This window comes from Streptomyces sp. NBC_00122 (genome assembly GCF_045160845.1).
GTDB lineage: Bacteria > Actinomycetota > Actinomycetes > Streptomycetales > Streptomycetaceae > Streptomyces.
This window is the reverse complement of record NZ_CP108191.1, coordinates 495,335-521,219: the sequence shown is the minus strand read 5'-3', so window position 1 is coordinate 521,219 and position 25,885 is coordinate 495,335. Positions and strand designations below refer to the sequence as shown.

Below are 25,885 nucleotides of genomic sequence, written 5' to 3'. Positions count from 1 at the left end.
CAGTGCCCGTCCGCGCCGCTCAGGTGTTGAGCAGCCGGTTGAAGAACGAGCGGTAGTGCTGCAGCGCCAGCCGCAAGTCCTCGGTCGCTACCTGTTCACCGCGGTCCCACTGGCTCTCCAGACCCTGCTTGTGCGTGGCGAAGGTACCGGCCAGGTTCTGCATGACCTCTGCCACCAGCGAGTCCGCAGCCTTGACCGCGTCCTGCGGGTCGTCGACGAACCGGCCCTGGATCTCGCTCCACTTCTCGCGGTACTCCTCCGCCTCCCCACTGCCGAGGAGCGGTTCGGTGCCGCGTTCGCCCTCGCCCTCAGCCTTGCCTTCGCCTTCCGCCGTCCCGCCTCCGACGGCGTTGGCGTCGGAGGCGGCTTCAACCGGGCTGTCTCCGGCCGCGTCGTCGTCCGTGGCGGTGGCCTCTCCCGGGTAGACCGCGGTGTCGCGTGAGGCGCCGCGTTCGCCGGCCGTGCCCGGGTGGGCGAGGTCTTCCGTGGTCAGGCCGGGCTCACGGGCCGGGGCCTCCCTTTCCTCGTGGGTCTCCATCTCACCGGCTCCTTTGATCGGTGAGCAGCTCCTCGAACAGGGCGCGGTAGTGCACCATCGCCCCTCGGAGCTCCTCTGTCGTCGCCTGTCCGCCGCCGCCGCTGCGTTCCCGGACGTCGTGGGCGGCGCGGTAGTGCTGCAGCGTGCGTCCGTGCTCGACCGACAGGTCGCGCAGCTGCCTGCTGTAGCCGTCGGTGGGGTAGCCGCGCTCGCGCATCAGCTGGGTCACCAGCTGGTCGGCCTCGGTGACGGCACCCTCCGGGCGGTCCACGAAGTGTTCCTGGACGCCGTTCCACTCCTCGGTGTACTGGCGTCGGCGTTCAGGTGGCAGTTCCTTGAGGTCGAGCCGGTCGTGCCGGTCCTCGCGGGCGCGCAGGTCGCGCTCGGCGGCCAGCTTCCCGCCCTTCTCCTCGACCGTGCGCTCGTACTCGGGCCCGAATCGACCGCGCAGGTGCCGTCGCCGCGCCAGCATCCACAGCATCAGGCAGAGCGCGAGCACCACTACCGCCGCCACGACGATCACTATGAGGGTGTTTGTCGACATGTCCGGCCTCCGTTCCGGGGCCTTTCCCTGTGTGTTCACGCGGCTGCCCGCGCTGCCGCCCGGCAAACACTCACGGCCGGACGGCCTCGACGGTGCCGTCGCGTCGGGCGCGTTCGGCGGCGAACACGGTCAGGTGACTGGTGAGCGACGCGCGCGGGCCGGACGTCACCAGGCCGGGGTTCCCCGTGGCCACGGCCCCGACGAAGGCGTCCATCAGGCCGGCGTCGCCGCCCCCGTGGCCCCCCGCCGCGTCCATCGGGCCCTCGGCGCCGAGGCCGACGACCTCCTCCGTACGGGTCAGGAAATCGTAGACCCGCAACCGCCTGCCGTCCCCGCGCAGTTCGCCGCGCGTGCCGAAGATCCGGGTCTGGCGGTCCGCCTGCTCGGTGAACGCGGTCATGGTGAAGGTGGCGGTGGCCCCGGAGGCGAACTCCATGGCCACCACCTGGTGGTCGACCACGTCGTTGTCGCACGCGTACACGCAGCGGCCGTACGGGCCCTCCCGCAGCGCGGTCTCCAGGGCCCGGGGGGTGAAGTCGTCGATCAGCACACTGAGCGGCCAGCCGTGCCTGCCCTGGGCGAGCCGGTCGCCGTAGTCGCGCTTGGCGGAGTAGGGACAGGTGTCCTCCACCGCGCAGTCCAGGCAGCGGTCGGCGGCGCCGGCGGGCCTGTTCCCGGGCCGGAAGTGCGAAAGCCGCCCGAAGCTGGAGACGCGTACCGGCGGCCGGCCCAGCACGTACTGCAGCCAGTCCAGGTCGTGGCAGGACTTCGCCATCAGCATGGAGGAGGCCTGGTCCTCGCGCCGCCAGTTGCCGCGCACGAACGAGTGGGCCTGGTGCCAGAAGCCGACCGGCTCCAGATGCTGGACGCTCACGACGTCGCCGATCCTGCCGGAGTCGAGGACGTGCTTCAGGGCCCGTGTGTACGGGGTGTAGCGCAGGATGTGGCCCACGGAGAGGATCACCCCGGCCGCCTCGACCGCGGCCACGATGCGCCGGCACTCGTCCTCCGTCAGCGCCATCGGCTTCTCCAGCATGATGTGGTAGCCGAGTGCGGCGAACGCCAGGACCGGCTCAAGGTGTTCACGGTCCAGCGTGCAGATCAGCACCGCGTCCGCGACGCGGCCACGGGCCGCCAGCACCCGCCAGTCGTCCACCGCGGTCCCGGCCCCCAGAGCGTGGTCGGCCGCGAACCGCTCCCGCCGGGCCTTGCGCGGCTCGGCCACCGCGACGACCGTGGCCCGCTCCGGATGGGCCAGCGCCCAGCGGGCGTGCCCGGTCCCGCGTTCCCCGGCACCGACGACGGCAAGCGTGATTCCAGAGGGCATCGGTCCCGCTTTCCCTGCCTCGGGGAGCGCCCGGAAAGCGCTTTCCGGCGCCGAGGCTAGCGATGCCGGATCACCCGGACAAGACCGACCGGGCCCACTGCGCCGTGATGCGCGAGGCCTGGCTGGTCAGGGCGGCGACCAGATCGTGGGCGCTGCGGGACGCGGTCGGGCGCAGTACGGCGACGCTGATCTCCCGGGCCAGCGGCGGACCCTCCAACGGGCGTACGACGAGGTCCTTGCGTGGCGCTCCGAGCGCGAGCCGGGGCACCAGCGCCACGCCGGTGCCCGCGGCGACGAAGCCCTGGACCACGGCGTAGTCGTCGCTGCGCAGCACGTGCACCGGTCGACGGCCTGGTGCTGTCCGGGCTGGAAGCGGCCTTCGTCCACCCCTCCGTCGACACGGAGCAGGGCATCGCCCACGGGGTGACGGCGGCGGACCTGGCCGACACCCTCGCCCGGTACCCCGACGCGGCCGCGGCGTACGTCGTCTCACCGAGCTATTTCGGCGCCGTCGCCGACATCCGCGCCCTCGCCGACGTGGCGCACGCCGCGGGCGTTCCGCTGATCGTGGACGAGGCCTGGGGCGCGCACTTCGGATTCCACCCGGACCTGCCGGGCGGCGCGCTCTCGCAGGGCGCGGACCTGGTGACCTCCAGCACGCACAAGCTGGCCGGCAGCCTCACCCAGTCCGCGATGCTGCACCTGGGGCACGGCCCCTTCGCCGAGTTGCTCGAACCCCTCGTGGAGCGTGCCCACCGCCTCGTCCAGTCCACCAGCGCGAGCGCCCTGCTCCTGGCTTCCCTGGACCTCGCGCGGATGACGCTGGCGTCCGGCCGTGACGCCGTCGGGGCCTCCGTCGAGGCGGCCGACAAGATCCGCGGAATGATCCGCGCCCTGGGCCGGTTCCGCGTCGTCAGCGACGGGTTCGACCGGTTCCCCGACATCGCGGCGGCCGATCCGCTACGGATCGCCATCGACACCCGCGCGGGCGGGATCCCGGGCCACGAGGCCCGGCGCCGGCTGTCGCGCGAGCACCGGGTCATGGTCGAGGTGGCCACCGATTCGGCGGTCGTCGCCGTGGTCGGGGCGGGCTCCTTCCCCGACGCGGACCGGTTCGTCGAGGCGCTGCACAGCCTGCCGTCCCCGCTCGGCGGCGGCGGCGCCGGCGACGAACCGCTGCGGCTCTCCCTGCCGGCGCCCGGGCCCACGCGCCTCACCGCCCGGGAAGCGTTCATGGGTCCCACCCGGCTGGTGCCGACGGCCGAGGCGGTCGGCCTGGTCTCCGCCGACACCCTGGCCGCCTACCCGCCGGGCATCCCCAACGTGCTGCCGGGCGAGACCGTCACTGCGGAGACGGTGTGCTTCCTCCAGCGCACGGCGGCGGCGCCGGGCGGACACGTCCGCGGCGCCGCCGACCCGGGTGTCACGCGCCTGCGGGTCGTCGGCTGAGGGGCGGCGGGGAGGCCGGGCCGTAGAGGGCGGTGGGTGAACCGGTGGCGAGGGCCCAGTAGCGGTCCCCGTAGGACCAATGCCACCACTCCGTGGGGTAGTTGACCAGGCCGGCGGCGGCGAGGGCGGCGCCGAGGATCTCCCGGTTCGCGCGGGCGGCGGGGCCGATGTGCGGCGCGTCCGTGTAGCAGGCGCCCGCGCTCTCCTCCGGGTCGGCGTTCACGCGGGTGCCGAGGTCGAGTTCCGTCCCGTCCTCCTCGGCGAGGGTCAGGTCCACCGCCGCTCCCGCGCTGTGCGGGGCGATCTCCGGCGGGGACACGTAGCGGCTCGCCAGGGCGTACAGCTCCGCCTCCGGGAAGTCCGGGCGTCCGGCACGCAGCCCGCTGAGGTACTCGTCGAAGTACCGGCGCTGGAGAGCCGGCGGCCGGTAGCCCTCGACGAACAGCAGGCGCAGGCCGTCGGGGAGCAACTCCTGGGCGTGCAGCAGTCGTTGGAGTACGCCTTCCCGCAGTAAGGCGTAGCAGCCCGCCCCGTCGGCCTTGCGCGGGTCGACCAGCAGGAGCCCGGCTTCGCGTACGTCGACGAGCGGCTCGCCGCGTTCGTGGACGGCTATCGCGGACACCTTGGGATCGGCCATCAGGATGATCTCGTTCATGGCCCGATCGTCTCACCGCCCGGCGCGCGCCCGGTGGGGGTGCGGCGGTCAGTCGGGTCGGCGGATGCCCCAACGCCGCCGGGGCCCCGGCCCGGTGGCCCGGCCGGCCTTGAACAGCGGGCCGCGGAGCGCCTTGGCGGCGTCCTTGTCGCCCGCGGCCGCGGCGCGCCGGTACCACTCCTCGGCCTCTGCCCGCCGGCCGGTGTGGAGCAGTACGAAGCCCATGTTCATCATGGCGTTGACGTCTCCCGCGTCGCCCGCGCGCCTCAGCCACGGCTCGGCGTCCCGCAGCCGGCCGGCCTCGCAGAGCAAGCTGCCGAGCGGACCCGACGCCTGGACCTCCCCGGCCTCGACCGCGCGCCGCAGCCACGATTCGGCCTCCCCGGACCGGCCCGTTCGGTCCAGCAGGAGCCCCAGGTTGATCATCGAGCCCCCGTTCCCGGCCTCGGCCGCGCGCCGCAGCCAGGGCTCGGCCTCCTGCAGCCGGCCGCTCTCGCACAGCCGGGTGGCCAGGGCGGCGGTGGCCGCCACGTGACCGGTTTCGGCGGCGCGCCGGTACCACTGCTCGGCCTCGTCCGTCCGCCGGGTCCTCTCCAACAGGACGGCGATGTCGTACATGGCGCGGTCGAACCCGGCGTCGACGGCACGCCGGTACCACTGCTCGGCCTCCGGCAGCCGCCCTGATCCGTACAGCAGGGTGCCGAGGTTGCTCATCGAGGCCGCGTCACCGGCTTCGGCAGCGCGCCGCAGGAACCGCTCTGCCTCCTCCGCCCGGCCGGCCTCGTACAGCAGGACGCCCAGGAGACGGGCTGCCCGGAGGTGGCCCGCCTCGGCGGCGCTCCGGTAGTACCGCTCGGCCTCCTCCGTCCGCCGGGTGTACTCCAGCAGGACACCGAGGTCGCACATCGCGTCGGTCCCACCCGCGTCCGCGGCCTGCCGCAGCCACGGCTCGGCCTCCTCTCCCCGGCCGGTCCTCGCCAACCACTCGCCGAGCAGGCCCATGGCCGTGACGTCGCCGGCCCGGGCGGACCGCTCCAGCCACGGTTCGGCCTCGGCGCTCCGCCCCGTCATGCCCAGCAGCCCGGCCAGCAGGGCGATGGCCGTGCGGTGGCCGGTTTCGGCGGCGCGCCGGTACCACGGCTCGGCCTCCTCCGTCCGGCCGGCCTTCGCCAGCAGGTAGCCGAGGTCGATCATCGCGGGTACGTGGCCGGCCTCGGCCTCGGCCCGGAAGACCCGTTCGAGCTCCTCCGCCCCGTCCGGGCCCGCGCCTGCCGCCTTCGCCCGCAGCTTGGCGGTACGGAGGCGGAACTCACTGGCTTCGCCGGTAAGGCCGCGCCGCTCCAGCAGGTCGGCGAAAAGGGCGTAGCCGCCGAGCAGGTCTTCGGTGAACTCGTCCGGTTCGTGCTCGGCGAGATCCCGGTAGATCCGCGCCGCCCGGGCGGCCGCCGTGAGCGCGTCGTCGAGGTCGGTGTCCAAAATGGTCCTGGCGAGTGCGAACGCCCACAACCCACGGGCCAGATCGGGGAGGTGGGCTTCGCGGTCGGCCTCGACGAGTTCCTCGCACAGGCCGATGGCCCCCCGGGAGAGGTCCAGTGCCTGTTCCTGCCGACCGAGCTGGGCGAGGTACACCGCGTGGTTGCGCAGGGCCGCCGCCAGGCCGGGCAGGTGGGCGCGGCGGTCCTCGTCCGCCAGCTCGTCCCAGGCATCGACGGCGCGCTGGGAGTACACCAGGGCCTCCTCGCGCAGCCCGAACCTCCACAGGTGGCCGGTGTGGGCGGTCAGCGCCCCGGCCAGCGCCGGCAGGTGGGCGCTCGGATTGATCTCGGCCAGCTCGATGAGGTTCTGGGCGGCGAGTGCGGAGTCGGCCACGGCCGCCGTCAGATCCCCGGCCGACGCGTGCCGGATCGAGTCGTTGTGCGACAACCTGGCCAGCAGGGGCCAGGAGACCGCGGGATCGCTCGCGCCCAGCATCCGGTAGTGGTCCGCGGCACGGCGGGAGCAGTCCAGCGCCTCCTCGTGCCGCCCGGCCTCGGACAGCAGGTTGGCGTGGTTGTCCAGCGCCGTCGCCAGGGAGCCCCGGTAGCGCTCGGGGTCCGTGGCGGCCTCGAACAGCGACTCGATCAGGCCGAGTGCGCGTTCGGAGACCTCCAGGGCCTCCGCCCGCCGCCTGGCGTCGGCCAGCCGGTTCGCATGGTTGCCCAGCGCCTCCGACAGCAGCGGCAGGTGGGCTTCCGGGTCCGCCCGGGCCAGTTCGCCGTAGAGGTCGACGGCCTGCTGGGAGCGCTCCAGGGCCTCTGCCCGCTGCCCGGCGTGCGCCAGATCGATGGCAAGGGCGGACAGTGCCCCCGCCAGCTCGCGGGAGTGGACGCCCCGGTCGGCCCGGGCCAGCTCGCCGTAGAGGTCCACGGCCCGCTGGGCATGGTCCAGGGCCTGTGCCCGCTGCCCGGCGTTGCGGAGCTTCCTGTTGAGGTGGGCGTGCAGCCGGGCCCGTTCGGCGTCGGTGGCGCCGGGCTCGGTGAGGGTGGCGAGGCGCACGGCGATCGCGGCGAGGCCGGTGTCCAGGTTGACGTGCGGCATCCCGCCCACCTTGGCGAACGCGGCGTGTTCGATGGCGCTGAGACTCGCCCTGTCCGCGCCCGGTATACCGGCGATGGCCACCAGCGCGGCGCTGCCGGCGTCGATGGCGAGGTCCGCTCTCTCCCGCAGCAGGGGATACAGGACCTTCTCGGCGAGGTGCGGCCACCGGTCGGCCGCCGAAGCCAGCAACGTGAGGGCGCGAGGGGCGCGGGCGGCGCCGCCGGGTGCGGTCAGCAGCGCTTTCGGGACCCCCGTCGCCCAGGCGTCCGCGCGGTAGCCGGTGACCGCGTGGCCCGGCACGGTCAAGGCCAGGAAGTCCTCGGCCAGCCGGTCGGGATACAGCGGTTCGAGCACCGTCTGCGGGTCGAGGGGCGGGTAGCAGCGCGCGTGGTCCCGCAGCAGGGACCGTACGGCCTCGGGCGCGGTGGCCAGGGCGGCCCGTTCCAGCGCCGCCGCACCGTCCTCCCAGGTCGAGGCCCCGGTCAGGGCGGCGACGAACGACACGCTCGCCATGTCGTCCGGTGACGTACGGAAGTCCAGCCCGGCCGCGCCGTTCTCGTACAGCCGCCTCCAGTGCTCGTGTTCCCGCTCCAGCAGATAGGCCGACAGACCGGCCGTGTCATGAGGAGGCCTGCGGCCGTGGACGTGGGCGTCGACCGCGACCAGGGCGGCCATGTGCACGGTGAGGGTGAGCCCGAAGGCGGGGTGTTCCAGAGGGAGGGACGAGGGGGCCGTGGCGGCGTCGGTCCGCCGGTACAGCTCGGCGAACCTGGTGCGGGCGGCGGCGAACACGTCCTCCCGGCCGCCGGGGTCTGCGGGCAGGGCCTCCAGCTCCTGGTCCGAGGTGGCGGCCCGGTCGCCGATCACGGATTTCACCGCGGGCCACGCGTGAGCGGAGCGGGCCAGCATCAGCACGCGCACCGGTGTCCGCCGCCCGGGGCTGCCGCCGAGCACGCTGTTCGCGAACAGCCAGGCCAGGTCCCGCAGGGGCCAGCGGTCGGCGTAGTCCACCAGGACCAGGAGCCCGCGGCGGTCGCCGACGCGGCCGTCAATGCTGCCCCCGGACTCCGGCACCACCGCGCCTCCGTGCCGGGCGACGATCGTCTTCCAGCCGTACCGGGCGGACGTCGCGGCCAGCTCATCGGCCAGCCGGGTCTTGCCCCGCCCGCCGGCACCGTGCAGCCAGCGGACCGCGAGGCCGCCGTCGCCGCCGTCGCACCAGTCCTCCAGCTCGCTCAGTTCCTCCTCGCGGCCGGTGAAGGGCACGACAGCATTGCCCGCGTTGAGCAGCCGACTGGGCTGCCCGGCCCACGCGGGGTCGGGGTCCCCGGCGGGCGGCCGGTGCTCCGCCAGGAGGTACACCGGCCGGCCGTCGCCGTACACGTGCACGTCCGCGTGGATCGCCCCGTAGGCGAACCCTCCGAAGGCGTACACGTTCTGCACGATCCTGGCCTGGCCTTCACCGTCCGGTAAGCCGGGAGCGGTCACCTTTGCCCTCCGTGTCCTGTCGGGGGAGGCGCCTCGGCGCCGCCGCCTCCCGCCCCGACGCTACGAGGCGGCACCACCCCGACGCAGCCGGATCCGAAAACGCCCGCGAAGATCGTCCGAAGAGGCAGACTGGTGGCTCGAATGCCCGAGATGTCGAGGAGTGAGCGTGCCCGTTCCGATCATCATCGACTGCGACCCCGGCCACGACGACGCCCTCGCGATCATGCTGGCTGCGGGCGACCCCGCCGTCGACCTGCTCGCGATCACCACGGTCGCCGGCAACCAGACACTCGCCAAGACCACCTTGAACGCGCGCCGCGTCTGCACGGTCGCCGGCGTCACCGGCGTGCCCATCGCATCCGGCTGCGACCGCCCGCTGCTCCAGCCGCTGGTGGTCGCGGACGACGTCCACGGCGAATCGGGCCTGGACGGGCCGGGGTTCCCCGAACCCACCGTGGACGCGGTCCCCGAGCACGCGGTGGAACTCATGCACCGCGTCCTGACCACCCATCCGGAGCCCGTCACCCTCGTACCGACCGCGCCCCTGACCAACATCGCCCTGCTGCTGACCCGCTATCCCGAGGTGGTCCCGCACATCCGCGAGATCGTCCTCATGGGCGGTTCCACCGACCGCGGGAACCGGACCCCGGCCGCCGAGTTCAACATCCAGACCGATCCGGAGGCCGCGGACATCGTCTTCCGCAGCGGTGTGCCGATCACCATGTGCGGCCTCAACGCGACCCACCAGGCGCTCGCCACCCCCGAGGTGCTGGCCCGCTTCGAAGGGCTCGGCACGGATCTCGGGCGCATCTGCGTCGAGTTGATGACCTTCTTCGCCTCCACCTACCGCCGGCTGTGGGGCTTCGCGAGCCCGCCGCTGCACGACCCGGTCGCGGTCGCCCGCGTCATCGATCCGGACATCGTGCGCTGCGCCCCGGCGGCCGTGGTCGTGGAGCTGCACGGGCAGTACACGAGGGGAGCGACGGTCGTCGACCTGCACCGGTACACGGACCTCCCGGTCAACGCGCAGGTCGCGGTGACGGTCGACGCCGACCTGTTCTGGGACCGGCTGCTCGCCGCGGTGGCGACGCTCGGCTCGCGTACGACTTGACCGGAACGAGTGGGTTTCCGGATACCGCTCTCGGCATACCATGCAGGGGCAAAATACGTGACGTCAGTGACGATTGCGGGCAGCGTGGCCCCAACCCCCGTTCCGCACGGGATGACGTCTGGGATCCTGCGGTGCCTCTGGTTCGGAGAGGCGTGGTTTTGTCGGTGGTCTCCTTACCGATACGGCGATTACGGGCACTGCGGGGGACGACGGAAGTGGGGTCGGGGCTGCAGCGCGCCCGCTCCTTCATGATCGTGGCCACCCTGCTCTACCGGGCGAGCCATCTGACGGTCGGCGTCCTCGCGGTGGCCCAGCGCCACCGGGACCTCCCCCTGCAGTACGCGGGGCTCGCGGCGGCGCTGGGCCTGAGCCTGCTGGGCTACGGCACGGCCCGGCGGCGCGGCTGGTTCGACCCCCGGCACGTCTGGGCGGACGTCCTGGTCATCGGGTGCGTAGTGCCGTTCGTCCTGATCGCGTGGGGCAACATACGGGAGCCCGCCCTGATCGCCTGGGCGATGCTGCTCGGCGGATCGGCGAGCGCCGCCGCGGCCATCGCCCTCGAACGGGCCCAGGCCCTCGCTGCGATCGCCCTCCTGGTGATCACCCACTTCATCGGCTACCGGGCGGTGGGCGCGAACCCCGCGATCGTCGGCGGCCACATCAACTCGCTGCTGTCGTCGGCCGTGTTGGTCTGGGTCTTCTGGTGGTACCTGCGCCGCCAAGGGCGCCTCCTCGACGACGCCAACGCCCGTGCGCTGGCCGCCGAGGCGCACAAGGCGCGCTACGCCGAGCGGCTGGAGCACCACCGCGCACTGCACGACACCGTCCTCGCCACGCTCACCACCCTCGCGGCCGGCGGGGTCGACGCCAACGCCCCCGAGGTGAGGGAACGGTGCGGCCGCGAGGCCGCGTACCTGCGACGGCTCATCCAGCAGACCGCCGACGAGGTCCACCACCGGGAGATCGGTGCCGCCCTGGAGGAGGCGGTCGGCTCGGTGGAGGGCCTGCAGCTGCGGGTCACCGCCCAGTACCACGACCTGCCGAAGGTGCCGCCCGAGGTCGCCGCCGCGTTCGCGGACGCCGCGCGGGAGGCGCTCAACAACGTACGGCGGCACGCGGGCACCGGACATGCCTACCTCACCGCCACGGGGGACACCGACGGCGGCGGGGGAGCGGTCGTCACCGTGGTCGACCGGGGTCCCGGATTCGATCCCGAGCGGTGCGTGCCCGGCCTCGGGCTGCGCGGCTCGGTCCGCGGCCGGATGGCCGAGGTGGGCGGCCGGGCGACCGTGGACACCGCGCCCGGCGAGGGCGTACGGGTGGAGCTGCGGTGGCCCCGGTGATCACCGTCGCGGTGGTCGACGACGACCGGATGCTCCTTGACGGCATGCGCGCCTGGCTGGGCGGGGTCCCCGAGCTGCGACTGGTGGCGACCGCCGCCACCGTCGGGGAGCTGCTCGGCCCACCGCGAGCGGAACACCCGTACGGGCCGGGCGAGTCGGCGTACGTCCCGCCCGACGTGGTCCTCCTTGACCTCGCACTGCGGGACGGCTCCGCTCCCGCCGACAACATCCGGCGGCTGTCGGGTTCCGGAAGCCGGGTCCTGATGATCAGCACCATCCCGGACCGCTCGCGGATCATCGAATCGGTCCGGGCCGGCGCAGACGGTTACCTGACCAAGGACAACGACCTGCCGACGCTGGTCGCCGCGATCAAGGACGTGGCGGCGGGCCGCGGGGCCCACTCCGTGGAACTCGCCTTCGCCTGCGCCTACGACACCGGTCCCGCCCGTCCCCGGCTCTCGCCCCGGGAGCGGCAGATCCTGCTCGACTACGCCTCCGGACTGACCCTGAAGTCCGCCGCCCGGCGCGCGGGCATCACGGTCTACACGGCCAAGGACTACCTGGACCGGGTCAAGGCCAAGTACCAGCAGGCGGGCCGTCCCGCGTACACGAAGCTCGACCTGGCCCGCCGGGTGCGCGAGGACAGCCTCGACGGGAGCTGACCACCCGGCGCAAGCCCCCCAAACGGACGGCTACAGGCAAGGGCCGCCCCCCTCGTATCGTCGTTCCCGGCGGCGCCGAGGAAGGCCCGCCGGGGGTAGGGGGATGAGCCGGTGACCGACTTCTGGCCGACCTTGACGGACGACGCGTTCCGCACCGCGACGGGCCCCGACGGCCGCCATCCGAGGCGGGGGGAACTCATCGGCCGAGAAGCCGAGATGGGGCAGGTGGCGGCGACGCTGGCCGCCGCCCGGTCGGGGCGGGGCGGAGCCGTCTTCGTCACAGGCGAGCCGGGGGTCGGCAAGACCCGGCTCGCCGCCGAGGCCGTCGTCGACGCTGCCCGGGCGGACATCGTCACGGCTCTGGGGCGGGCGAGCACAGTGGGCTCGCCCGTCCCGTACCGCCCGCTGGTCGAAGCGCTGCTCTCGCTGGCCCGCGCCGGGCTGCTGCCGGAGCCGGACGAACTGGGCCGGTACGGGCCGGTCGTCGCGCACCTGTTGACCGACACCGGGGACCCTGGAGCGGCCGCGTCACACCTCATCGTCGCCGAAGCGGTGCTGCGCCTGGTCGGCGTCGTCGGACGCCGGCGGGGCTGTCTGCTCGTCCTCGACGACCTGCACGACGCCGACGCCGGGACTCTCGCGGTCGTCGAGTACCTGCTGGACAACATCGGACAACTGCCCGTCGTGCTCCTGCTCACCGCGGGGCGTGAATCGTGCGTGGCGACCCAGCTGGCCACGCGGGCCCGCCAGCGCGGGGCGGCGGCGATCCTCGACCTGCGTCCCCTCGACCACTCCGGCGTGCACGACATGGTCGCGGCCGAGCTGGGACTCACCCCGGCCGAGGTCGGCCCCGAGCTCGTCCACCGCGTGCTGAGCGGCAGCGCCGGAATCCCGTTCGTGGTCAAGGAGCTCGCCCTGGACCTCGTCCGCGGCGGCCGGACGCCGTCCGTCCCTTCCGCCGTCGCGGACAGCGTCAGACGACGGGCCGAGCAGCTCGGCCCGTCCGGCAGGGAATTCCTGGGCATGGCGGCCCTGTTCGGACAGCGCTTCCCGCTGCCGGTGCTGCAGCACGCGCTCGGCTGTGACCACCAGGACCTGTCCGCGATCCTGCGCGCGGGGGTCGCGTCGTACCTGATCGTGCCGGACGGGTCGAGCGCGCAGTGGTACGCGTTCCGGTACCGGCTGGCGGCGCAGGCCCTGCTGGACGACCTCGGACCGGGTGAGCGCGCCGGGTACGCGACGAGGGCGGCGCGCGCCCTGGGCGACCTGCACCCGGGGCTGCCCGGAGCGTGGTGCGCGCACGCCGCCGGGCTGTACGGGCACGCGGGCGACACACCCGAGGCCATCCGCCTGTACTGCGAGGCGGCGGGACGGGCGATGACCGACGGCACGGTGGAACGCGCGGTGGCGCTGCTGACCCGGGCACACCGTCTCGTCGAGCCCGGTACCGCACCCGAACTGCACGCCACGGTGCTGGAGCAGCTGCTGGAGGCCGTGACCTGCTCGGCCCGGTTCGACCTGGTACCCGCGCTGGCCGTCGGCCTCGAAGCCCTGGGCGGCGACCACGGCGTACCGGCCCAGCGCCGGGCCGGGCTCCACGCACGACTGGCCGACGTCGCCACCCTGATGGGCCGGCCGGCCGAGGCCCACCGGCACGTCGACATCGCCCGCTGGCTGCTCGGCGGCCACCCGGCCCCCGCCCACGCCGCCCTCGTGGACCTGGCCGCCGCGCACGTGGAGCTGAGCCGGTTCGCGCCCGACCGGCTGTCCACCGCGGCCGGGTTCGCCCGCCGGGCGGCGGACGCGGCCGAGCGCGCAGGTCTGCCGGCCGTGGCCTGCAGAGCCCTGCTGGTGCTCGGGGAGCTGGCCTGGGAACGGGACGAGGCGACCGCGACGGCACACGTCACGCGTGCCTGCGCGATCGCCCACGCGCGCCGACTCCCCGTACTGCGGGTGTCCGCCGAGACGTACCTGGCCAGGATCGCGGCGCGGCAGGGCGGCCGGCCCGACCGGATCGAGCAGGCCCGCCAGGAGGCCCTGCGGATGGGCGTACCGCCCCTGGCGCAGGAGACCGGCTCCGTCCTCGCGCTGGACCAGATCCAGCGGTGCGAGTTCGAGGCGGCCGGGGACCGGATCCGCGAGGGCGTGGCCGAGGCGACCCGGCTGAGACTGGGCCGGGCCCTGTCCGCGCTGCGGCTGGCCGACGCGGTGCGCTGGGCGCACCAGGGCCGGCGCGCCGAGATGCAGGAGGCGCTGGACCGGCTGGCCCCGCTCATCGACGCCGCACCGGGCCTGCGGTCCATGTCGTACGGGCTGGCGCGGGCGTTCTGTTCGCTGCTGGAGGAGAGACCCGACGCCGCCGAGCAGGAGTTCGCGCAGGCCCTCGCGTACGACGCGGAGAATCCGGCGACCGGCGAGTTCGGCAAGCACGGGGTCATCCTGTTGCTGGGCGTGCTGGCAGGTCGCATGGGGCGGCGGCACTACGCGGGCGTCGCGGAGGCCGACGTCGCCGCCACCCGTTGGAACCGCCAGTTCGTCGGCCTGGCCCACGCCGTACTGCTGGGCCGCGAGGGCCGCTCCGGCGAGGCGACGGCCGCCGCGAGCGCGGCGCTGGAGGCGGCCGGGCTCTACCCCATGGCGCGCCATCTGTGTCTGCGCCTGGTCGCGCGGTCGGCGTACGAGGACGGCTGGGGCGCGCCGGTGGACTGGTTGCGCGAGGCGGAGGAGTACTTCCACGGCGCCGGCCTCCAGGCGGTCGTCGGCGCCTGCCGGGCGCTGCTCCGCGGGATGGGCGCGCCGGTCCGGCAGCGGCGCACGGGCACCGAGCAGGTGCCGCCGGACCTGCGCCGGTGCGGCATCACCGTCCGCGAGTTCGAGGTGGCCCGGCTGCTCGCCGAGCGGATCGGCAACAAGGACATCGCCGGCCGATTGCACATTTCACCGCGCACGGTCGAGAAGCACGTGGCGAGCCTCCTCCAGAAGACCGGCCATCCCAACCGGACGGCCTTCGCCTCCGCCGCCCGCGACCTGGTCATGCGCCCGGCCTAGGACCGGTCGGAGAGCGCGGGCGTCCCCGCCAGGGTCGCCACCCGGTCGAAGAGGCCGTCGAGTTCCTCGTCGCCGTGGTGCACGACGAGGAGTGCCTTTCCCCCGGTCCGCTCCCGCAGGCTGCTGAGCACCAGGTCCCTGCCCTTCTCGTCGAGGTTCGAGAACGGTTCGTCGGCGAGGTACACGTCCGCGTCCTCGCTCAGGAGCGCCGCGACCCCGACCCGCTGGCGCTGGCCGGACGACAGCTCCGAGGGCAGCTGGTCGGCCAGGGAGTCCAGGCCCATCGAGGTGCGCAGCCGCTCGTCGGCGACCAGTTCGCGCACCGGCAGCGGGGGCAGGTTCACCGGAGTGGTCAGGCTCGCCACCCGGGGCGGCAGGACCACCGCACCGGTGTCGGGCGCGAGCGTCCCGGAGATGATGTGCAGGAGCGTGGTCTTTCCGCAGCCGTTGGGACCGCGGAGCAGCACGTGCTCGCCGGCGCTCAGCTCGAAATCGTCGATCGACACCTCGGCGCCGTCCCCGTACGCGACCCGGGCCCCGCGGACCCGCACCACGGATCCTTCGTCGTGGTACGGCGTCTGCCGCGAGCCGCGCAGGGTCTCGATCCGCTTGAGGACGGCCGAGCTCCGGCGGACCTGCGGAATCATGTTGACGAGGTCGAAGATCCCGGTGACGGCCCGCCACAGCGAGTTCACGAACGCGAGGAAGCTGCCGAAGGACATCCTGCCCGAGAAGACGAAGAAGGCTCCGATGACCATCGACGCCGTGTCCGACAGGTTCATGACCAGGTCGCTGAGCGTCCGCTGCTTCTGCGACAGCCGGTAGTTGACGAAGGTGATGCCGAGGAAACCGCGCAGCGCGTCCCGGTTCGCCGCGCGGGTGCCGGGCCGCAGCGACGGCAGACCGCGCAGCGCGTGGAAGGACTCCAGCGTCCGGGTCAGCTTGTTGATGTACCGCGCTTCCGCCTCGCGTTCGGACTCGGTGTTGTCCTCGATCCGCTTGGCCAGCCGGTTGCTCACGAGCACCAGCGGCGGCACGATGACCAGCAGGATGAGGCTGGCCTGCCAGGACAGGTACAGCAGCACGCCGAGGAAGACGACCGAGGCGACCGTCTGCCGGGCGATGCGGATGCAGACGTCCACGGCAGGCAGGACGCCCTCGGAGACGTCGTTGTGGATGCGGCTGACATAGGAGGCGTTTCCGGCCTCCGACACCTTTCGGCCGTCGAGGCCGAGCGTGCGGCCCAACAGCTCCGTCTCCAGCACCAGCGTGAACGCGTTCTCGTACCGCTTGCGCCACCAGGACACCCAGTAGCCTGCGAGGTTGAGGGTCAGGCCGAGCAGCAGGTAGCAGCCGCCGAGGACGAGGAACCTGCGGAAGTCCGCGGTCAGGATCGCCTGGTCGAACAGCGCCTTGAGCAGCAGCGGGTGCAGCAGGGCCTCGAGCCCGCCCATGGTCGCCTCGGCGGCCACGATCACGGCGAACTGGGCCCGGTGACCCCGCAGGGTGTGCCACAGCTGGTTCACCGCGTCGCCTCGTCCAGCAGGAAGTCGGCCGGGCCCCCGTGGTTCACGCGGTGGAGTACCCGCAGCACGCCCGCGGAGCCGGTCAGGTAGTCGGTGGAGCAGCGCAGCAGCCCCTCGCCGGGGACGCCCAGCAGGCTCTGCCCGTCACGGCGCGGCACCGCGAAGTGCTCGGCGGGTTCGAACAGGAACACCTTCCGGACGAAGTCGAGCTGGCGCAGCGCGGTGTCACGGTACGAACGGTCGCCGGTGAACCGGGCCGCGTCCAGCAGCGCGTCGGCGACCCCGCTCATGCCGAAGGCGTACCCCGGCAGCACCGAGTGTCCGACGTCCAGCCCGCGCAGGACCGTTCGCGCGGAGTCGATGTCGCCGTAGCGCAGCAGCACCTGCACCACACCGGCGGACCCCACCTCGATGTACGGCTCCATGGTCCCTTCGTGCTCGAACATGACCGGGCTGCCCTCGACGGCGGCGTCCAGTGGCTTGGCATGGGCCATCTCCCAGGCGAGCGCCTCCCGCCCGACCCGCAGGAAGCCTTCCTCCCCCGTGACCTGGTGCGCCCGCAACAGGAACATCGCCACACCGGCCTGTCCGAAGCCGAGGCCCGTCAGCGGCTCCGCGGTCGAGAATCCGTTCAGCCAGTAGGCCCTCCCGCCGTCACGCTGCGCGGAGTCGCACAGCGTACGCGCGCAGTCCCACGCGGCGGCGAGATCGCGCGGGTCGTGGCTGCGCAGGAAGAAGCGCAGATTGGTCATCCCCAGCCCGGCGAGGCCGTAGTAGAAGGTGTGGTCACCGGTCTCGGGCGCGCGCCGGTTGGCGTGTGCCAGCAGTTCCCTGGCCTCGGTGCGCAGCCCGAGCGAGTCGGCCGCCCAGGCGATGCCGGCCAGGCCGCTCATGAGGCCGTCCGGGTACCCCGCCACGTCGATGCCGGCCAGCTTCTCGCGCAGCCAGCTCCGCCATTCGGGCCGGATCGGAACACCGGAGGCGTTCAGCGACCACAGGACGCCGCTCGCCCCGAATCCGAGGCTCAGCGGGTTGGTGACGTGCGCGAAGGGGTCCACGGGGAAGAGCGTGTCCCGGCCGGTGTCGGCGACGGCGTCGACGAACGCGGCCACCCCGGCCTCGGCCTCCGCCAGCCCGAGCCGCTCCTCCACGACCGGTCGCGGCGGCGGCGCCGCCACCTGCCCGAGCAGCTCCGCCTCGTCGTCCAGGGCTTCGAGCACCTCGTCGAGGGTGATCCGGGCCCGGGCCAGATCGGTGAGCAACCGGTGGATACGCTCCGGCCAGCCCAGGTCGTCGATGAAGATCCGGTAGGTGTCGAGGACGTCCTCGCGCAGGTAGGACATCGCGGCGATCGGGAAGATGAAGTACGCCATGGTGTTCGCCAGGCCGTACAGGTCGCCTTCCGTTCCGAACGCCTTGAAGCGGCTGCGGGACAGGCTGAAACCCGGGGTGAAGAGCTCGACCGGCTTCTCCAGCGGCGCCTCGCCGTCGCCGTCCCCGGCCTCGGCCAGCCGGCACGCCTCCAGGTCGACGATGGTCACCGCGTAGGTGTCGGGGTCGATGAGCAGGTTCGCGGGGGTGAAGTCACCGAGGATCACCTGGCGCTCGTGGGCGGCCCGGATCGCACGCGCCAGTCCGCGGAAGACGGCGATGAAGATCTTCAGGAACTCCTGGGACTGCTCGATGTCGGTCCCGGGCCGCGCGAGCGGGTTGCGTTCGAGCAGGACCGAGCGGATGTCGGAGCCGTCGATGAACTCCTCGGCTATGTAGTGGTGCTCCCAGTGCGAGAACGTGGCGATCGGAGCCGGATACGAGCCGACGCCGGCCAGGCGGTTCAGGAACATCCACTCCCGGGCGAGGATGTCCACGGCGTCGTGGTCCTGGCGCGGGTTGATGTTGGTGTGCGGACGGGCCTCCTTGAGCACCACCGGCCGGTCGTCGTCCGCCGTGTCCTCGGCCTTGTACACCCCGCCGCTGTTGGAGAACTGGAGCGCACCGGTCACCCGGAAACGACCGCCGAGCAGGCCGTCGTCCTCGTCGTCGCCGGCGGGCTTCCAGTCGGTGAACGGCCAGGGAACCCACCACGGTTGGGCGTACCCGGGGCGCCGGTCGTCGGGGACGGTTCCGTCCGGTCCCAGGATGTGCGGCACCTGCCGGCCGAGGACGTCGACGGTGTGGGTGGCGAGGAACTGGCCGTACCGGAAGTAGAGCGCCTTGTTGTCGCGGTACCGCAGGTCCGACAGGACGTAGGCGCCCTCGGCGCCCTCCAGGACACGGGCCAGGTCGGCCAGGCACGACCGGAACTCGTCGTCGTCACGCGGGTAGACGGTGACGAGCTTGCCGCCACTGCCCCGGGACATGGCCTTGGAGTTGAGCATCTCGAAGACGTTGAGGTCGAGAGCGATCTTGAAGTCGATACCGCGCGGCACGAGGTGCCCGATCACCGAGGCGGCGACCTCGTGCACGTTGCGCTGACTCGCCGATACGTGGATCTTCCAGCCCTGGGTCGGCAGGTCCGGGTTGTGCCGATGGCTCCACCAGATGCCGCTGCGGACGAATCGCGCCCGCACCTGCTCGTCGAGTCCGGCGAGGAAGTGGTCGGCCCTCGGCTCGTAGGAGACGTCGAGCGGGTCGAAGAACAGCGTGTCGTTCCACGCGAAGAGGAATCGGTAGACCCATCGTTCGTTGCGCATCTCGGCCTCTGTGTTCGTACGGGGTGCCGCGGGCGGCAGCGGCTGGTGGAAACGGCGGGATCCGTGCGAGGGCGCGGGGCGCCCTCGCACGGATCGCCGTCGGGGTTACTCCGGCTTGGTGGAACAGCAGCTGCTGCTGCTGCTCGTCAGGCTGATGACGGCAGCGCTGTTGTTCGTCGCCACGGGCTGCAGGTTCTGGAGCTTGAGAACGCTCATTGAGGTCACCTCCTCGGAGGACAAGTGGAGTCGGGATCCGTACCGGCCGGCCGATCGGCATGCCCGAGTCAACGCCATGCACCTGACACGCACATGAGAGTTCGCCCCCCATAATTCGCGCGTGCTGCCCCCAGGCGAGGGCCGGCCCGGGCGGGGGTGAATGGTGGTGGTCGCCGTGAGGGTCCGCTGTCGCAGATCATCCGGAAATGCCGGATATTCCCCTCTCCCTCATCCTTCTCATGGAGAGGCAGCCGCAGCCGGCGGGCGCCGCTCCCGGAAGGAGCCGCCACCGTGCCCGGACCGCAAGCCCCACGGCGCCGGTTCGCCGTGCCGGGCTGGATGCGCAGGTATACACCGCTCCTGGGCCGGACCCTCGAACAGCTCACGGCCGTCAACGTGCTGGACTGCGCCACCCGGATGGCGGCACAGGCCTTCCTCGGCGCGATCCCCGCCATCTTCGTCATCGGCGCGATCGCCCCCGACTGGGTGCAGCAACAGCTGGTCTCGACGATCAGTACGACCCTGGGCCTGACGGACCCCGCGCTGGACGAGGTGCGCAAGGTGTACGACGCCGGCAGCACCACGGCCGTCGCGAGCACCGGAGCCGTGGGCGTCGTGGTGACGCTGCTGTCCGCCACCGCGTGCAGCCGCGCCCTGCAGAAGACGTGCGAAAGGTGCTGGCACCTGCCCAAGGCCGGAGCCCGCCTCGCCGCCTGGCGGTGGGTGGCCTGGCTCGCCGTCTGGCTGACGGCCCTGATCTTCCAAGGGCCGATCCAGGACGCCTTCGGCGTCGGCCGTACCCTCGGCGCCGCCATCGCGCTGGTCAGCGGCACACTGCTGTGGTGGTGGACCCAGCACCTGCTGCTCGGTGCCAGGGTGCCGTGGCTGCCACTGCTGCCCGGCGCGGTCTTCGTCGCCGTCGGGGGGCAGGTGATCACCTGGGGTTCGAGGTACTACATCCCCCGTGCCGTGGACCACAGCCTGGAGCAGTTCGGCGGCCTCGGGCTGGTCTTCGTCCTGCTGTCGTGGCTGATCGGGTTCTTCGTCGTCGTCACGGTGGCCATGGCCGTGGGATACGTACTGGCCCACGAGCCGCTGCCGGCGCGCTGGCTCAAGACTCCCGCCACCGGGCCCGAGGGGGCGGCTGCCCCACGGTGACCCGGCGGGGCCCGGCGGGGGAGAGTGCGTTCAGCGGCGGACGGCGACGTGTTCGAGGACCGCGCGGACCTCCGAGACGATGGCGCTCTCGTTGCGTTCGAACTCGGGGCCGGTCAAGGCCTGCGGATCCGCCGGCAGGCCGGTGAGCACGGGGGTGTGCAGATGGCCTCCCGGCAGCAGCGGGGCCAGCTCACCGCGCAGCCGGTTGGAGCGGTAGGCCACCTCGTTGGACAGGTAGCCGCCTCCGCCGCCCGCCACGGCCCGCGAGCCGGGGGTCGGGCCGTCCTCCCGGTCGACCGGCGCCGTCCCGTCGGCCGGTATCTCGGTGACGGCGGAGTTCAGCAGCACCGGGTACGGCGTCTGGACGGCGCCCGTCACCGCGTCCGCGGGGAGGGTGGTGCGGATGAACTCGGGCCCCGCGCCGAGGCCCGGGGCGGTCACCGGATGCGCACGGGTGCCCCCGGAGAGGGCGCCGGTGTTGTCGGGGTAGGGATCCGCGGACCGGGACCGGCCCGCCCACTCCTCCAGGGTGAAGATGCCCGGATAGCCCTGGCTGACGGTGGTGATGAGGTCCGCCGCTCCAGGGCCGCCGGCCGTCAGGCGCGGGGCGAACGCCCGCTCCACGATGCCCGCGTCGAAGTCGGCGTACCGCACGGGGAGGACGACCGCGCGGATCTCGGCCGTACTGCCGTCGCCGAGGGTCACGCGCCTGCCGTTGAGCTGGAGGGCGGCCGAGCCGGACGGGTTGGCGCGGCGGATCTCGGCGTCGAGCCCGAAGGGGTCGAAGCCGCTGATGAAGACGCGCCGCACGCCGGGCCGGCTGGTGAAGCCGTTGTCCGTGAGGCCGCGGGAGGCGTCCTCGAAGCGGGCGCGCAGCGCGGGGCGGTCGACGGCGAATCCCGGTTCCCAGCGGGCGAGCGAGGCGGTCATGGCGAGACGCGCCCAGTACAGCGGCCGGTCGTCGCCGGTCGCGAGATCGCCTCCCGGCCGCGGGTCCTGGGCCCGTCGTACGGAGGCCTGCCACAGGGCCTCGCCCCACTCGTCGAGCAGCCGGGCGGCCTCGGCGGGCCCCCGGGCGGAGCACAGAGCGGCGGGGAAGCGCCGCACGAAGCTCGCCAGCCCAGCCCGCTCGACGAGCGCCGAGGTCCGGCGATCGGCGAGCCGTGCCTGTTCGGGGTCGAGGGAGGCGGCGGCGGACGTGGAGCAGGAGACGTCGTCAGCCGCCTGCGCGGGGGCGGCGATTGCGATCGGAAGGAACGTGGCGAGGAGGACCGCGGCCGTCGCGGCACGGCGTAAGAGGATCATGCGATGTGACATTACATAGGGCCTGTCAGCCCCACCAGGCGCCTTTTGCCCATGTGGCCCCCGAGGGGCGTACGTCCTACTTCTTCTTATAATGGGATCAAAGCCTCCTCTTTGTTGTGCCGGTGCGTCACGCGGAGGTTCCATGGCCGGTTTCACCGTCCACCTGGACGAGCACGCGGGGCCCGCGTCCACGCACGCGCTCGTCATCGGCGTCGGGGCGTACGAGCACCTGGACGGCGGCCCGTCTCCGACGGACCACCCGGGAGCCGTGGGGATGCGGCAGTTGTCCTCACCACCCCGATCGGCGCGCGCCTTCGCCACCTGGATGATCGACCAGTACCTCGACAAGGGCAGACCGCTGGGGAGCCTGGCACTCCTGCTGAGCGAAGCGGCTCCCGCCCCCTTCGTCCACCCGAAGACGCAAGGCGAGCACGGCGTGGAACCGGCGACCATCGACAACATCGTGGCCGCCGTCACGGAGTGGAAGGACCGGGGCGACCACGATCAGGCCCGCCTGGTCTTCTACTTCTGCGGCCACGGGATCTCGCTGGGGGTCGACACGTCCCTTCTGGCGGCGGACGTGTTCGCCGACCGCAACAGCCCGCTGAACGGCGCACTGCACTTCGAGGCCCTGACGAGAGGACTCAACAACTGCCGGGCCGGCCAGCAGGTCTTCTTCGTCGACGCCTGCCGGGAGGGCTCCGACGCACTCGTCCGCCAGGTGGGCACGGACTCCCTCGGGCGGGTCCCGGTCGCCGGAAACGTACGCCCCGACGGGTTCGTGCCACGGGAACACGCCATCATCTACGCGACCCTGCACGGCGCGGAGGCCGTCGCCCGCGCCGGAGGCGTCAGCCTGTTCACCGACGCGCTGCTGCGGAGCTTCGACGGCGCGGGAAGCGAGAACACCGAGGACAGCGTGTGGCGGGTGACCACCGCCACCCTGCTGCACGCGACCGTCCGCTTCATGAGGGAGCCCTCGTTCGCGGGGTCCCTCGTGGGGGCCTCCGTACCGGTCGGCAAGGAATCGTTCGACTTCGACTTCCACGAACTGCGCGGTGACCCGGTCGTCCCGGTGTACATCGGCTGCAAGGACCCCGCCGACAACGCGCGCGCCGAATTCATCTGCCGCCACCCCGAGCAGGCGGAACGGCGGCGCCCGCCGCCCGCGCCCGGCGAAGAACCCGACCTCGGCGAGTGGGCCCTGTTCCTGCCGTTCGGGCGGTACGAGGTCGAGGCCGTCCTCGGTCCCGAGGACGTACGCAGCAACGAACTGGACGCGCGCCCACCGCTGTTCCGCATCGGATTGGCCAGGCCATGAGCACCGCACTCGCCGTCCGGCTCTTCCTCTCGTCCGCGGGGGAGTCCAACGACGCGGTGATCGTCGGTGACATCAACTCCGCCGACCTCACGGGCGAGTCCCGGCGCAACATCCTGATCCCCTGCGGGAGTTCGCCCCGGCCCGCGTCATACCCGGTCACGCCCGGGCGCTACGTCGTGTCGGCGGCCCTGCCGTCCGGGCTGGTGCTGACGGAGAACGCCGTGGCGGTGGAGGGCCAGGAGACACCGGTGGACTTCGTCATGACGGACTCGCCGTACGAGACGCACTCCTGGCAGTACCTCATGGGCAACATCGAGCCGGACAGCGTCTACCACAGCCCCGCCGAGGTCCCGCTCGCGGCGTCGGTCGCCTCACGGTCCATCGTCGCCGCCGCCGGGCCGGACGATGACGCCCCCGGGGCGGCCGTCGACCTGACCGCGCTCGCCACCTGGATCCCCGACGCCGCGCCGACGAGCTGTTCCTTCGCGTCGATGCTCGCGCTCGGGAGGAACGGGCCGGAGCCCCAGGTCGCCCGGCTGATCGCCCACGGCGAGCCCCGCGTCCTGCCGACGCCCGCCGTGCGCGGGGCAGCGGTGTCACCGCTCTACCGCTTCGGTCCGGACGGGCCCGTCGGCGCCCCCGGCGAACCCGTCGGCGAGCGGCAGTTCCTGGTCGTGGAGACCGCCGGATCCGTACGGCTGGTCACCCTCCCCCTGCCCTGGGGCACCACAGAGGTCGAGGTCCTGGTCAATCTGCGGCAGAGTCCGACCGGCAGCGCCGTCGCCGTGGCCGTCCGCGACCCGGCGGTCGGCGCGGGGCTCGCGTACATGTCCCAGGGCGCCCTGGACATGGCGGCCCGGCTCTTCACCGACGTCGAGGCGATGCTCTACTCCAAGCTCCAGAACCCGCTCGCGGCGGCAGCCGGGGCCTACGTCCTCATCGGCACCGACCACTCGAAGGGCGTGACGTACTGGGACCCGTGGCTGGACCGGCTGGCCGACTCCTTCCCCCGGATCAGCGACGGGGCGATCCTGCGGGCGGTCCGGCTGCTGCGCCGGGGCTCGCCGGACCGGGCGCGGGCGCGGGACGGGCTGATCGAGGCCTTCGACCGCGGCATCCCCTTCTACACGCTCGGGCTCGCGTGGCTCGTCGACGGGCTCTCCGCCTTCCCCGACGACCCCGAATGCGTACGCCGACTCGACGAGGCGCGCCGGCTGTCCTGGCTGGCCGACATGCGCGAGCCGTTCCTCATTCTCGACCTGCGGCAAGGGAGTACTCGATGATCCGGCTCAGGATGCTGCCCGCGGAGGACGGCGACTGCCTGCTCCTCGAATACGGCAATGACGAGTTCGCCCGGCGGATCCTCTTCGACGGCGGACGGCACGGTACCTACGGACGGATCAAACCGCTGCTCGCCGGGCTGGACGGCGGCCGGATCGACGTACTCGTGGTGACACACGTCGACCAGGACCACATCCTCGGTGTGCTGGCGATGCTCGACGACCTCGAACGGCCGGTGCAGTTCGGGGACGTGTGGTTCAACGGCTTCGACCATCTCCACGACCGCGAGGTGCTCGGCGCGGTGGACGGGGAGGAGCTCACCACCGCGCTCATGACCCAGCACCTCCCCTGGAACAAGGCCTTCGAGGGCCGGAGCATCGAGGTGGGCCATCCGCTGTCCTGGTTCGACGACGGATCCACGATGGAGGTGCTGGCGCCGGACCGCCGGCTGCTCGAGTCGCTGATCACGACGTGGAAGACCAAGTGCGAGGAGGCCGGGCTGATCCCCGGAGTGGACCCCAAGGAGAGGGAGCTGGCGGCCGGCGTCGAACACTTCGGCCCGATCGACGTCGACAAGCTGGCCGCCACGCCGTTCAACCGGGACGGCTCCCCGACGAACCCCACCAGCATCGGCCTGCTGTTCGAGTTCGAGGGCACCCGCATCGTCTTCACCGGCGACGCGGACGACCCCCGCCTGGTGGCCTCGCTCCGGCCGCGCGCCGAGGCCGAGGGCGGGCGGCTGCGGATCGACGCCCTGAAGGTCGCCCACCACGGCAGCGCCAGGAACCTCTCGAACGACCTGCTCGGCCTCCTCGACTGCGGCCGCTATCTGATCTCCACCAACGGCAAGATCCACGGCCACCCGGACGACGTCGCCATCGCCCGCATCCTCAAGAACGGCGGGGAGACGAAGGAACTCTTCTTCAACTACCGCGAGCGGGCCGCGAACTGGGACCTCGCCGCTCTGAAGGAGGAGTTCGGATACCGTGTGCTGGCCCCCGCGCCGGCCGACGAGGACGGTTTCCTCACCGTGGACTTCTGATCCGTGCTCAGCTCAGGGACGACGCGGACGGGACGATGACCCCGTAGAGATCGGAGATCGTCGCGAGCGCACCGTGGTGGATCTGTTCGGCGGACAGGTCGGCGAGTGCCGTCCGCAGAGGCCGGGTGGCACAGGCGTCGGCGACCACCGTGGGCCGGTTGCCGCGTAGGAACGCGCCCTCCACCGTGAAGGTCACGCACATGTTGGTCATGAACCCGGCGACGATGACGTTCTTGTTGCCGGCGGCGTCGACGTGCTCACCCAGGTCGGTGTCGACGAATGCGTTGGGAACCGTCTTGACGACGACGGGTTCGCCCTCGACGGGAGCCACGGCGGAGTGGATCCCGCCGATCTCGCTCCGGATGTCGTACGGCGTTCCGGCGCCGCCGTCGTTCACGACGTGGATGACCTTCGTGCCTGCCTCCCGGGCCCTGGCCAGCAGCGCGGCGGCGGAGTCGAGGGCCGGCCGCCACCCCGTCAGCTCCATCACGCCACGGGTGTAGGTGTTCTGGTAGTCGACCAGGATCAGCGTCGCATCGGTGAGCGATGCCGGGGTCTGATCGAAGCCGCTGAGCTCACGCAGGGTTGTCGTAGCCATGTG

20 protein-coding genes are annotated in these 25,885 nt (G+C 72.6%); 9 read left to right on the top strand and 11 right to left on the bottom strand.

Annotated elements, in window-relative coordinates; genetic code table 11:
- Positions 1-19: 19 nt before the first annotated feature.
- The 4 genes from OG737_RS02425 to OG737_RS02410 all read right to left on the bottom strand — a co-directional run bounded on the left by OG737_RS02425 (position 20) and on the right by OG737_RS02410 (position 2,743).
- Positions 20-538 (bottom strand): hypothetical protein, encoded by a 519-nt coding sequence (locus OG737_RS02425; RefSeq protein WP_405921134.1) that lies wholly within the window; start codon positions 536-538, stop codon positions 20-22.
- A 1-nt stretch (position 539) separates the two neighbouring features.
- Positions 540-1,082 carry a hypothetical protein gene (locus tag OG737_RS02420; protein ID WP_328924468.1) on the bottom strand — a complete coding sequence of 181 codons (543 nt, stop codon included), beginning with the start codon at positions 1,080-1,082 and terminating at the stop codon, positions 540-542.
- Positions 1,083-1,152: 70 nt separating this feature from the next.
- Positions 1,153-2,409, bottom strand: a complete 1,257-nt coding sequence (locus tag OG737_RS02415; protein ID WP_405921133.1) for a Gfo/Idh/MocA family protein — start codon at positions 2,407-2,409, stop codon at positions 1,153-1,155.
- Between the two features lie 70 nt (positions 2,410-2,479).
- Entirely contained in the window at positions 2,480-2,743 is a 264-nt protein-coding gene (locus OG737_RS02410; RefSeq protein WP_328924465.1) for a LysR substrate-binding domain-containing protein, read from the bottom strand.
- 20 nt (positions 2,744-2,763) lie between these two features.
- Between OG737_RS02410 and OG737_RS02405 the strand changes: the two genes are divergently transcribed.
- Positions 2,764-3,858: an aminotransferase class I/II-fold pyridoxal phosphate-dependent enzyme gene (locus OG737_RS02405; RefSeq protein ID WP_405921132.1), complete on the top strand. Its 1,095-nt coding sequence runs from the start codon at positions 2,764-2,766 to the stop codon at positions 3,856-3,858.
- Here OG737_RS02405 and OG737_RS02400 read toward each other — a convergent pair.
- Positions 3,833-4,513, bottom strand: coding sequence for a M15 family metallopeptidase (locus OG737_RS02400; RefSeq protein ID WP_405921131.1), 681 nt, complete (start codon positions 4,511-4,513; stop codon positions 3,833-3,835). The two genes, OG737_RS02405 and OG737_RS02400, sit on opposite strands and share 26 nt — an antisense overlap.
- Positions 4,514-4,561: 48 nt before the next feature.
- Positions 4,562-8,578: a tetratricopeptide repeat protein gene (locus tag OG737_RS02395; protein ID WP_405680322.1), complete on the bottom strand. Its 4,017-nt coding sequence runs from the start codon at positions 8,576-8,578 to the stop codon at positions 4,562-4,564.
- A 166-nt stretch (positions 8,579-8,744) separates the two neighbouring features.
- Here OG737_RS02395 and OG737_RS02390 point away from each other — a divergent pair, with 166 nt between their 5' ends.
- The 4 genes from OG737_RS02390 (at position 8,745) to OG737_RS02375 (ending at position 14,742) form a co-directional block, all read left to right on the top strand.
- Positions 8,745-9,689, top strand: a complete 945-nt coding sequence (locus OG737_RS02390; protein WP_328924460.1) for a nucleoside hydrolase — start codon at positions 8,745-8,747, stop codon at positions 9,687-9,689.
- Between the two features lie 215 nt (positions 9,690-9,904).
- Positions 9,905-11,032, top strand: coding sequence for an ATP-binding protein (locus OG737_RS02385; RefSeq protein WP_328924459.1), 1,128 nt, complete (start codon positions 9,905-9,907; stop codon positions 11,030-11,032).
- Entirely contained in the window at positions 11,020-11,694 is a 675-nt protein-coding gene (locus OG737_RS02380; RefSeq protein WP_328924458.1) for a response regulator transcription factor, read from the top strand. Before OG737_RS02385 ends, OG737_RS02380 begins: the two co-directional genes overlap by 13 nt.
- 111 nt (positions 11,695-11,805) lie before the next feature.
- A complete protein-coding gene (locus OG737_RS02375) occupies positions 11,806-14,742 on the top strand; it encodes an AAA family ATPase (protein WP_328924457.1) in 2,937 nt (978 codons plus the stop codon).
- Here the strand turns inward: OG737_RS02375 and OG737_RS02370 are convergent.
- From OG737_RS02370 to OG737_RS02360, 3 genes are all read right to left on the bottom strand, one after another.
- A complete protein-coding gene (locus OG737_RS02370; RefSeq protein WP_328924456.1) occupies positions 14,739-16,268 on the bottom strand; it encodes an ABC transporter ATP-binding protein in 1,530 nt (509 codons plus the stop codon). The genes OG737_RS02375 and OG737_RS02370 overlap by 4 nt on opposite strands.
- Positions 16,265-18,961 (bottom strand): class III lanthionine synthetase LanKC, encoded by a 2,697-nt coding sequence (gene lanKC / locus OG737_RS02365; protein WP_405921130.1) that lies wholly within the window; start codon positions 18,959-18,961, stop codon positions 16,265-16,267. The genes OG737_RS02370 and lanKC overlap by 4 nt, the downstream gene beginning before the upstream one ends.
- 105 nt (positions 18,962-19,066) lie before the next feature.
- Complete coding sequence (locus tag OG737_RS02360) at positions 19,067-19,177, bottom strand: class III lanthipeptide (RefSeq protein ID WP_328924454.1); 111 nt, start codon at positions 19,175-19,177, stop codon at positions 19,067-19,069.
- A 339-nt stretch (positions 19,178-19,516) separates the two neighbouring features.
- Here OG737_RS02360 and OG737_RS02355 point away from each other — a divergent pair, with 339 nt between their 5' ends.
- Positions 19,517-20,335: a YhjD/YihY/BrkB family envelope integrity protein gene (locus tag OG737_RS02355; protein ID WP_405921129.1), complete on the top strand. Its 819-nt coding sequence runs from the start codon at positions 19,517-19,519 to the stop codon at positions 20,333-20,335.
- Between the two features lie 30 nt (positions 20,336-20,365).
- Here the strand turns inward: OG737_RS02355 and OG737_RS02350 are convergent, their stop codons facing one another.
- Positions 20,366-21,640: a pyroglutamyl peptidase gene (locus OG737_RS02350; protein ID WP_328924452.1), complete on the bottom strand. Its 1,275-nt coding sequence runs from the start codon at positions 21,638-21,640 to the stop codon at positions 20,366-20,368.
- A gap of 142 nt (positions 21,641-21,782) precedes the next feature.
- Here OG737_RS02350 and OG737_RS02345 point away from each other — a divergent pair, with 142 nt between their 5' ends.
- From OG737_RS02345 to OG737_RS02335, 3 genes are read left to right on the top strand one after another with little or no spacing between them, the layout of a single operon-like run.
- Positions 21,783-22,961 (top strand): caspase family protein, encoded by a 1,179-nt coding sequence (locus OG737_RS02345; protein ID WP_328924451.1) that lies wholly within the window; start codon positions 21,783-21,785, stop codon positions 22,959-22,961.
- A complete protein-coding gene (locus tag OG737_RS02340) occupies positions 22,958-24,244 on the top strand; it encodes a hypothetical protein (protein WP_405921128.1) in 1,287 nt (428 codons plus the stop codon). The genes OG737_RS02345 and OG737_RS02340 overlap by 4 nt, the downstream gene beginning before the upstream one ends.
- Positions 24,241-25,284 (top strand): MBL fold metallo-hydrolase, encoded by a 1,044-nt coding sequence (locus OG737_RS02335; RefSeq protein WP_328924449.1) that lies wholly within the window; start codon positions 24,241-24,243, stop codon positions 25,282-25,284. Before OG737_RS02340 ends, OG737_RS02335 begins: the two co-directional genes overlap by 4 nt.
- A 7-nt stretch (positions 25,285-25,291) precedes the next feature.
- Here the strand turns inward: OG737_RS02335 and OG737_RS02330 are convergent, their stop codons facing one another.
- Complete coding sequence (locus OG737_RS02330) at positions 25,292-25,882, bottom strand: isochorismatase family protein (RefSeq protein WP_328924448.1); 591 nt, start codon at positions 25,880-25,882, stop codon at positions 25,292-25,294.
- Between the last annotated feature and the right edge of the window lie 3 nt (positions 25,883-25,885).

Coding starts and splice junctions, on each gene's coding strand:
- OG737_RS02425 (WP_405921134.1), bottom strand. CDS start 538: ATGGAGACCCACGAGGAAAGGGAGGCCCCGGCCCGTGAGCCCGGCCTG.
- OG737_RS02420 (WP_328924468.1), bottom strand. CDS start 1,082: ATGTCGACAAACACCCTCATAGTGATCGTCGTGGCGGCGGTAGTGGTG.
- OG737_RS02415 (WP_405921133.1), bottom strand. CDS start 2,409: ATGCCCTCTGGAATCACGCTTGCCGTCGTCGGTGCCGGGGAACGCGGG.
- OG737_RS02400 (WP_405921131.1), bottom strand. CDS start 4,513: ATGAACGAGATCATCCTGATGGCCGATCCCAAGGTGTCCGCGATAGCC.
- lanKC (WP_405921130.1), bottom strand. CDS start 18,961: ATGCGCAACGAACGATGGGTCTACCGATTCCTCTTCGCGTGGAACGAC.
- OG737_RS02360 (WP_328924454.1), bottom strand. CDS start 19,177: ATGAGCGTTCTCAAGCTCCAGAACCTGCAGCCCGTGGCGACGAACAAC.
- OG737_RS02355 (WP_405921129.1), top strand. CDS start 19,517: ATGCGCAGGTATACACCGCTCCTGGGCCGGACCCTCGAACAGCTCACG.
- OG737_RS02350 (WP_328924452.1), bottom strand. CDS start 21,640: ATGATCCTCTTACGCCGTGCCGCGACGGCCGCGGTCCTCCTCGCCACG.
- OG737_RS02345 (WP_328924451.1), top strand. CDS start 21,783: ATGGCCGGTTTCACCGTCCACCTGGACGAGCACGCGGGGCCCGCGTCC.
- OG737_RS02340 (WP_405921128.1), top strand. CDS start 22,958: ATGAGCACCGCACTCGCCGTCCGGCTCTTCCTCTCGTCCGCGGGGGAG.
- OG737_RS02335 (WP_328924449.1), top strand. CDS start 24,241: ATGATCCGGCTCAGGATGCTGCCCGCGGAGGACGGCGACTGCCTGCTC.
- OG737_RS02330 (WP_328924448.1), bottom strand. CDS start 25,882: ATGGCTACGACAACCCTGCGTGAGCTCAGCGGCTTCGATCAGACCCCG.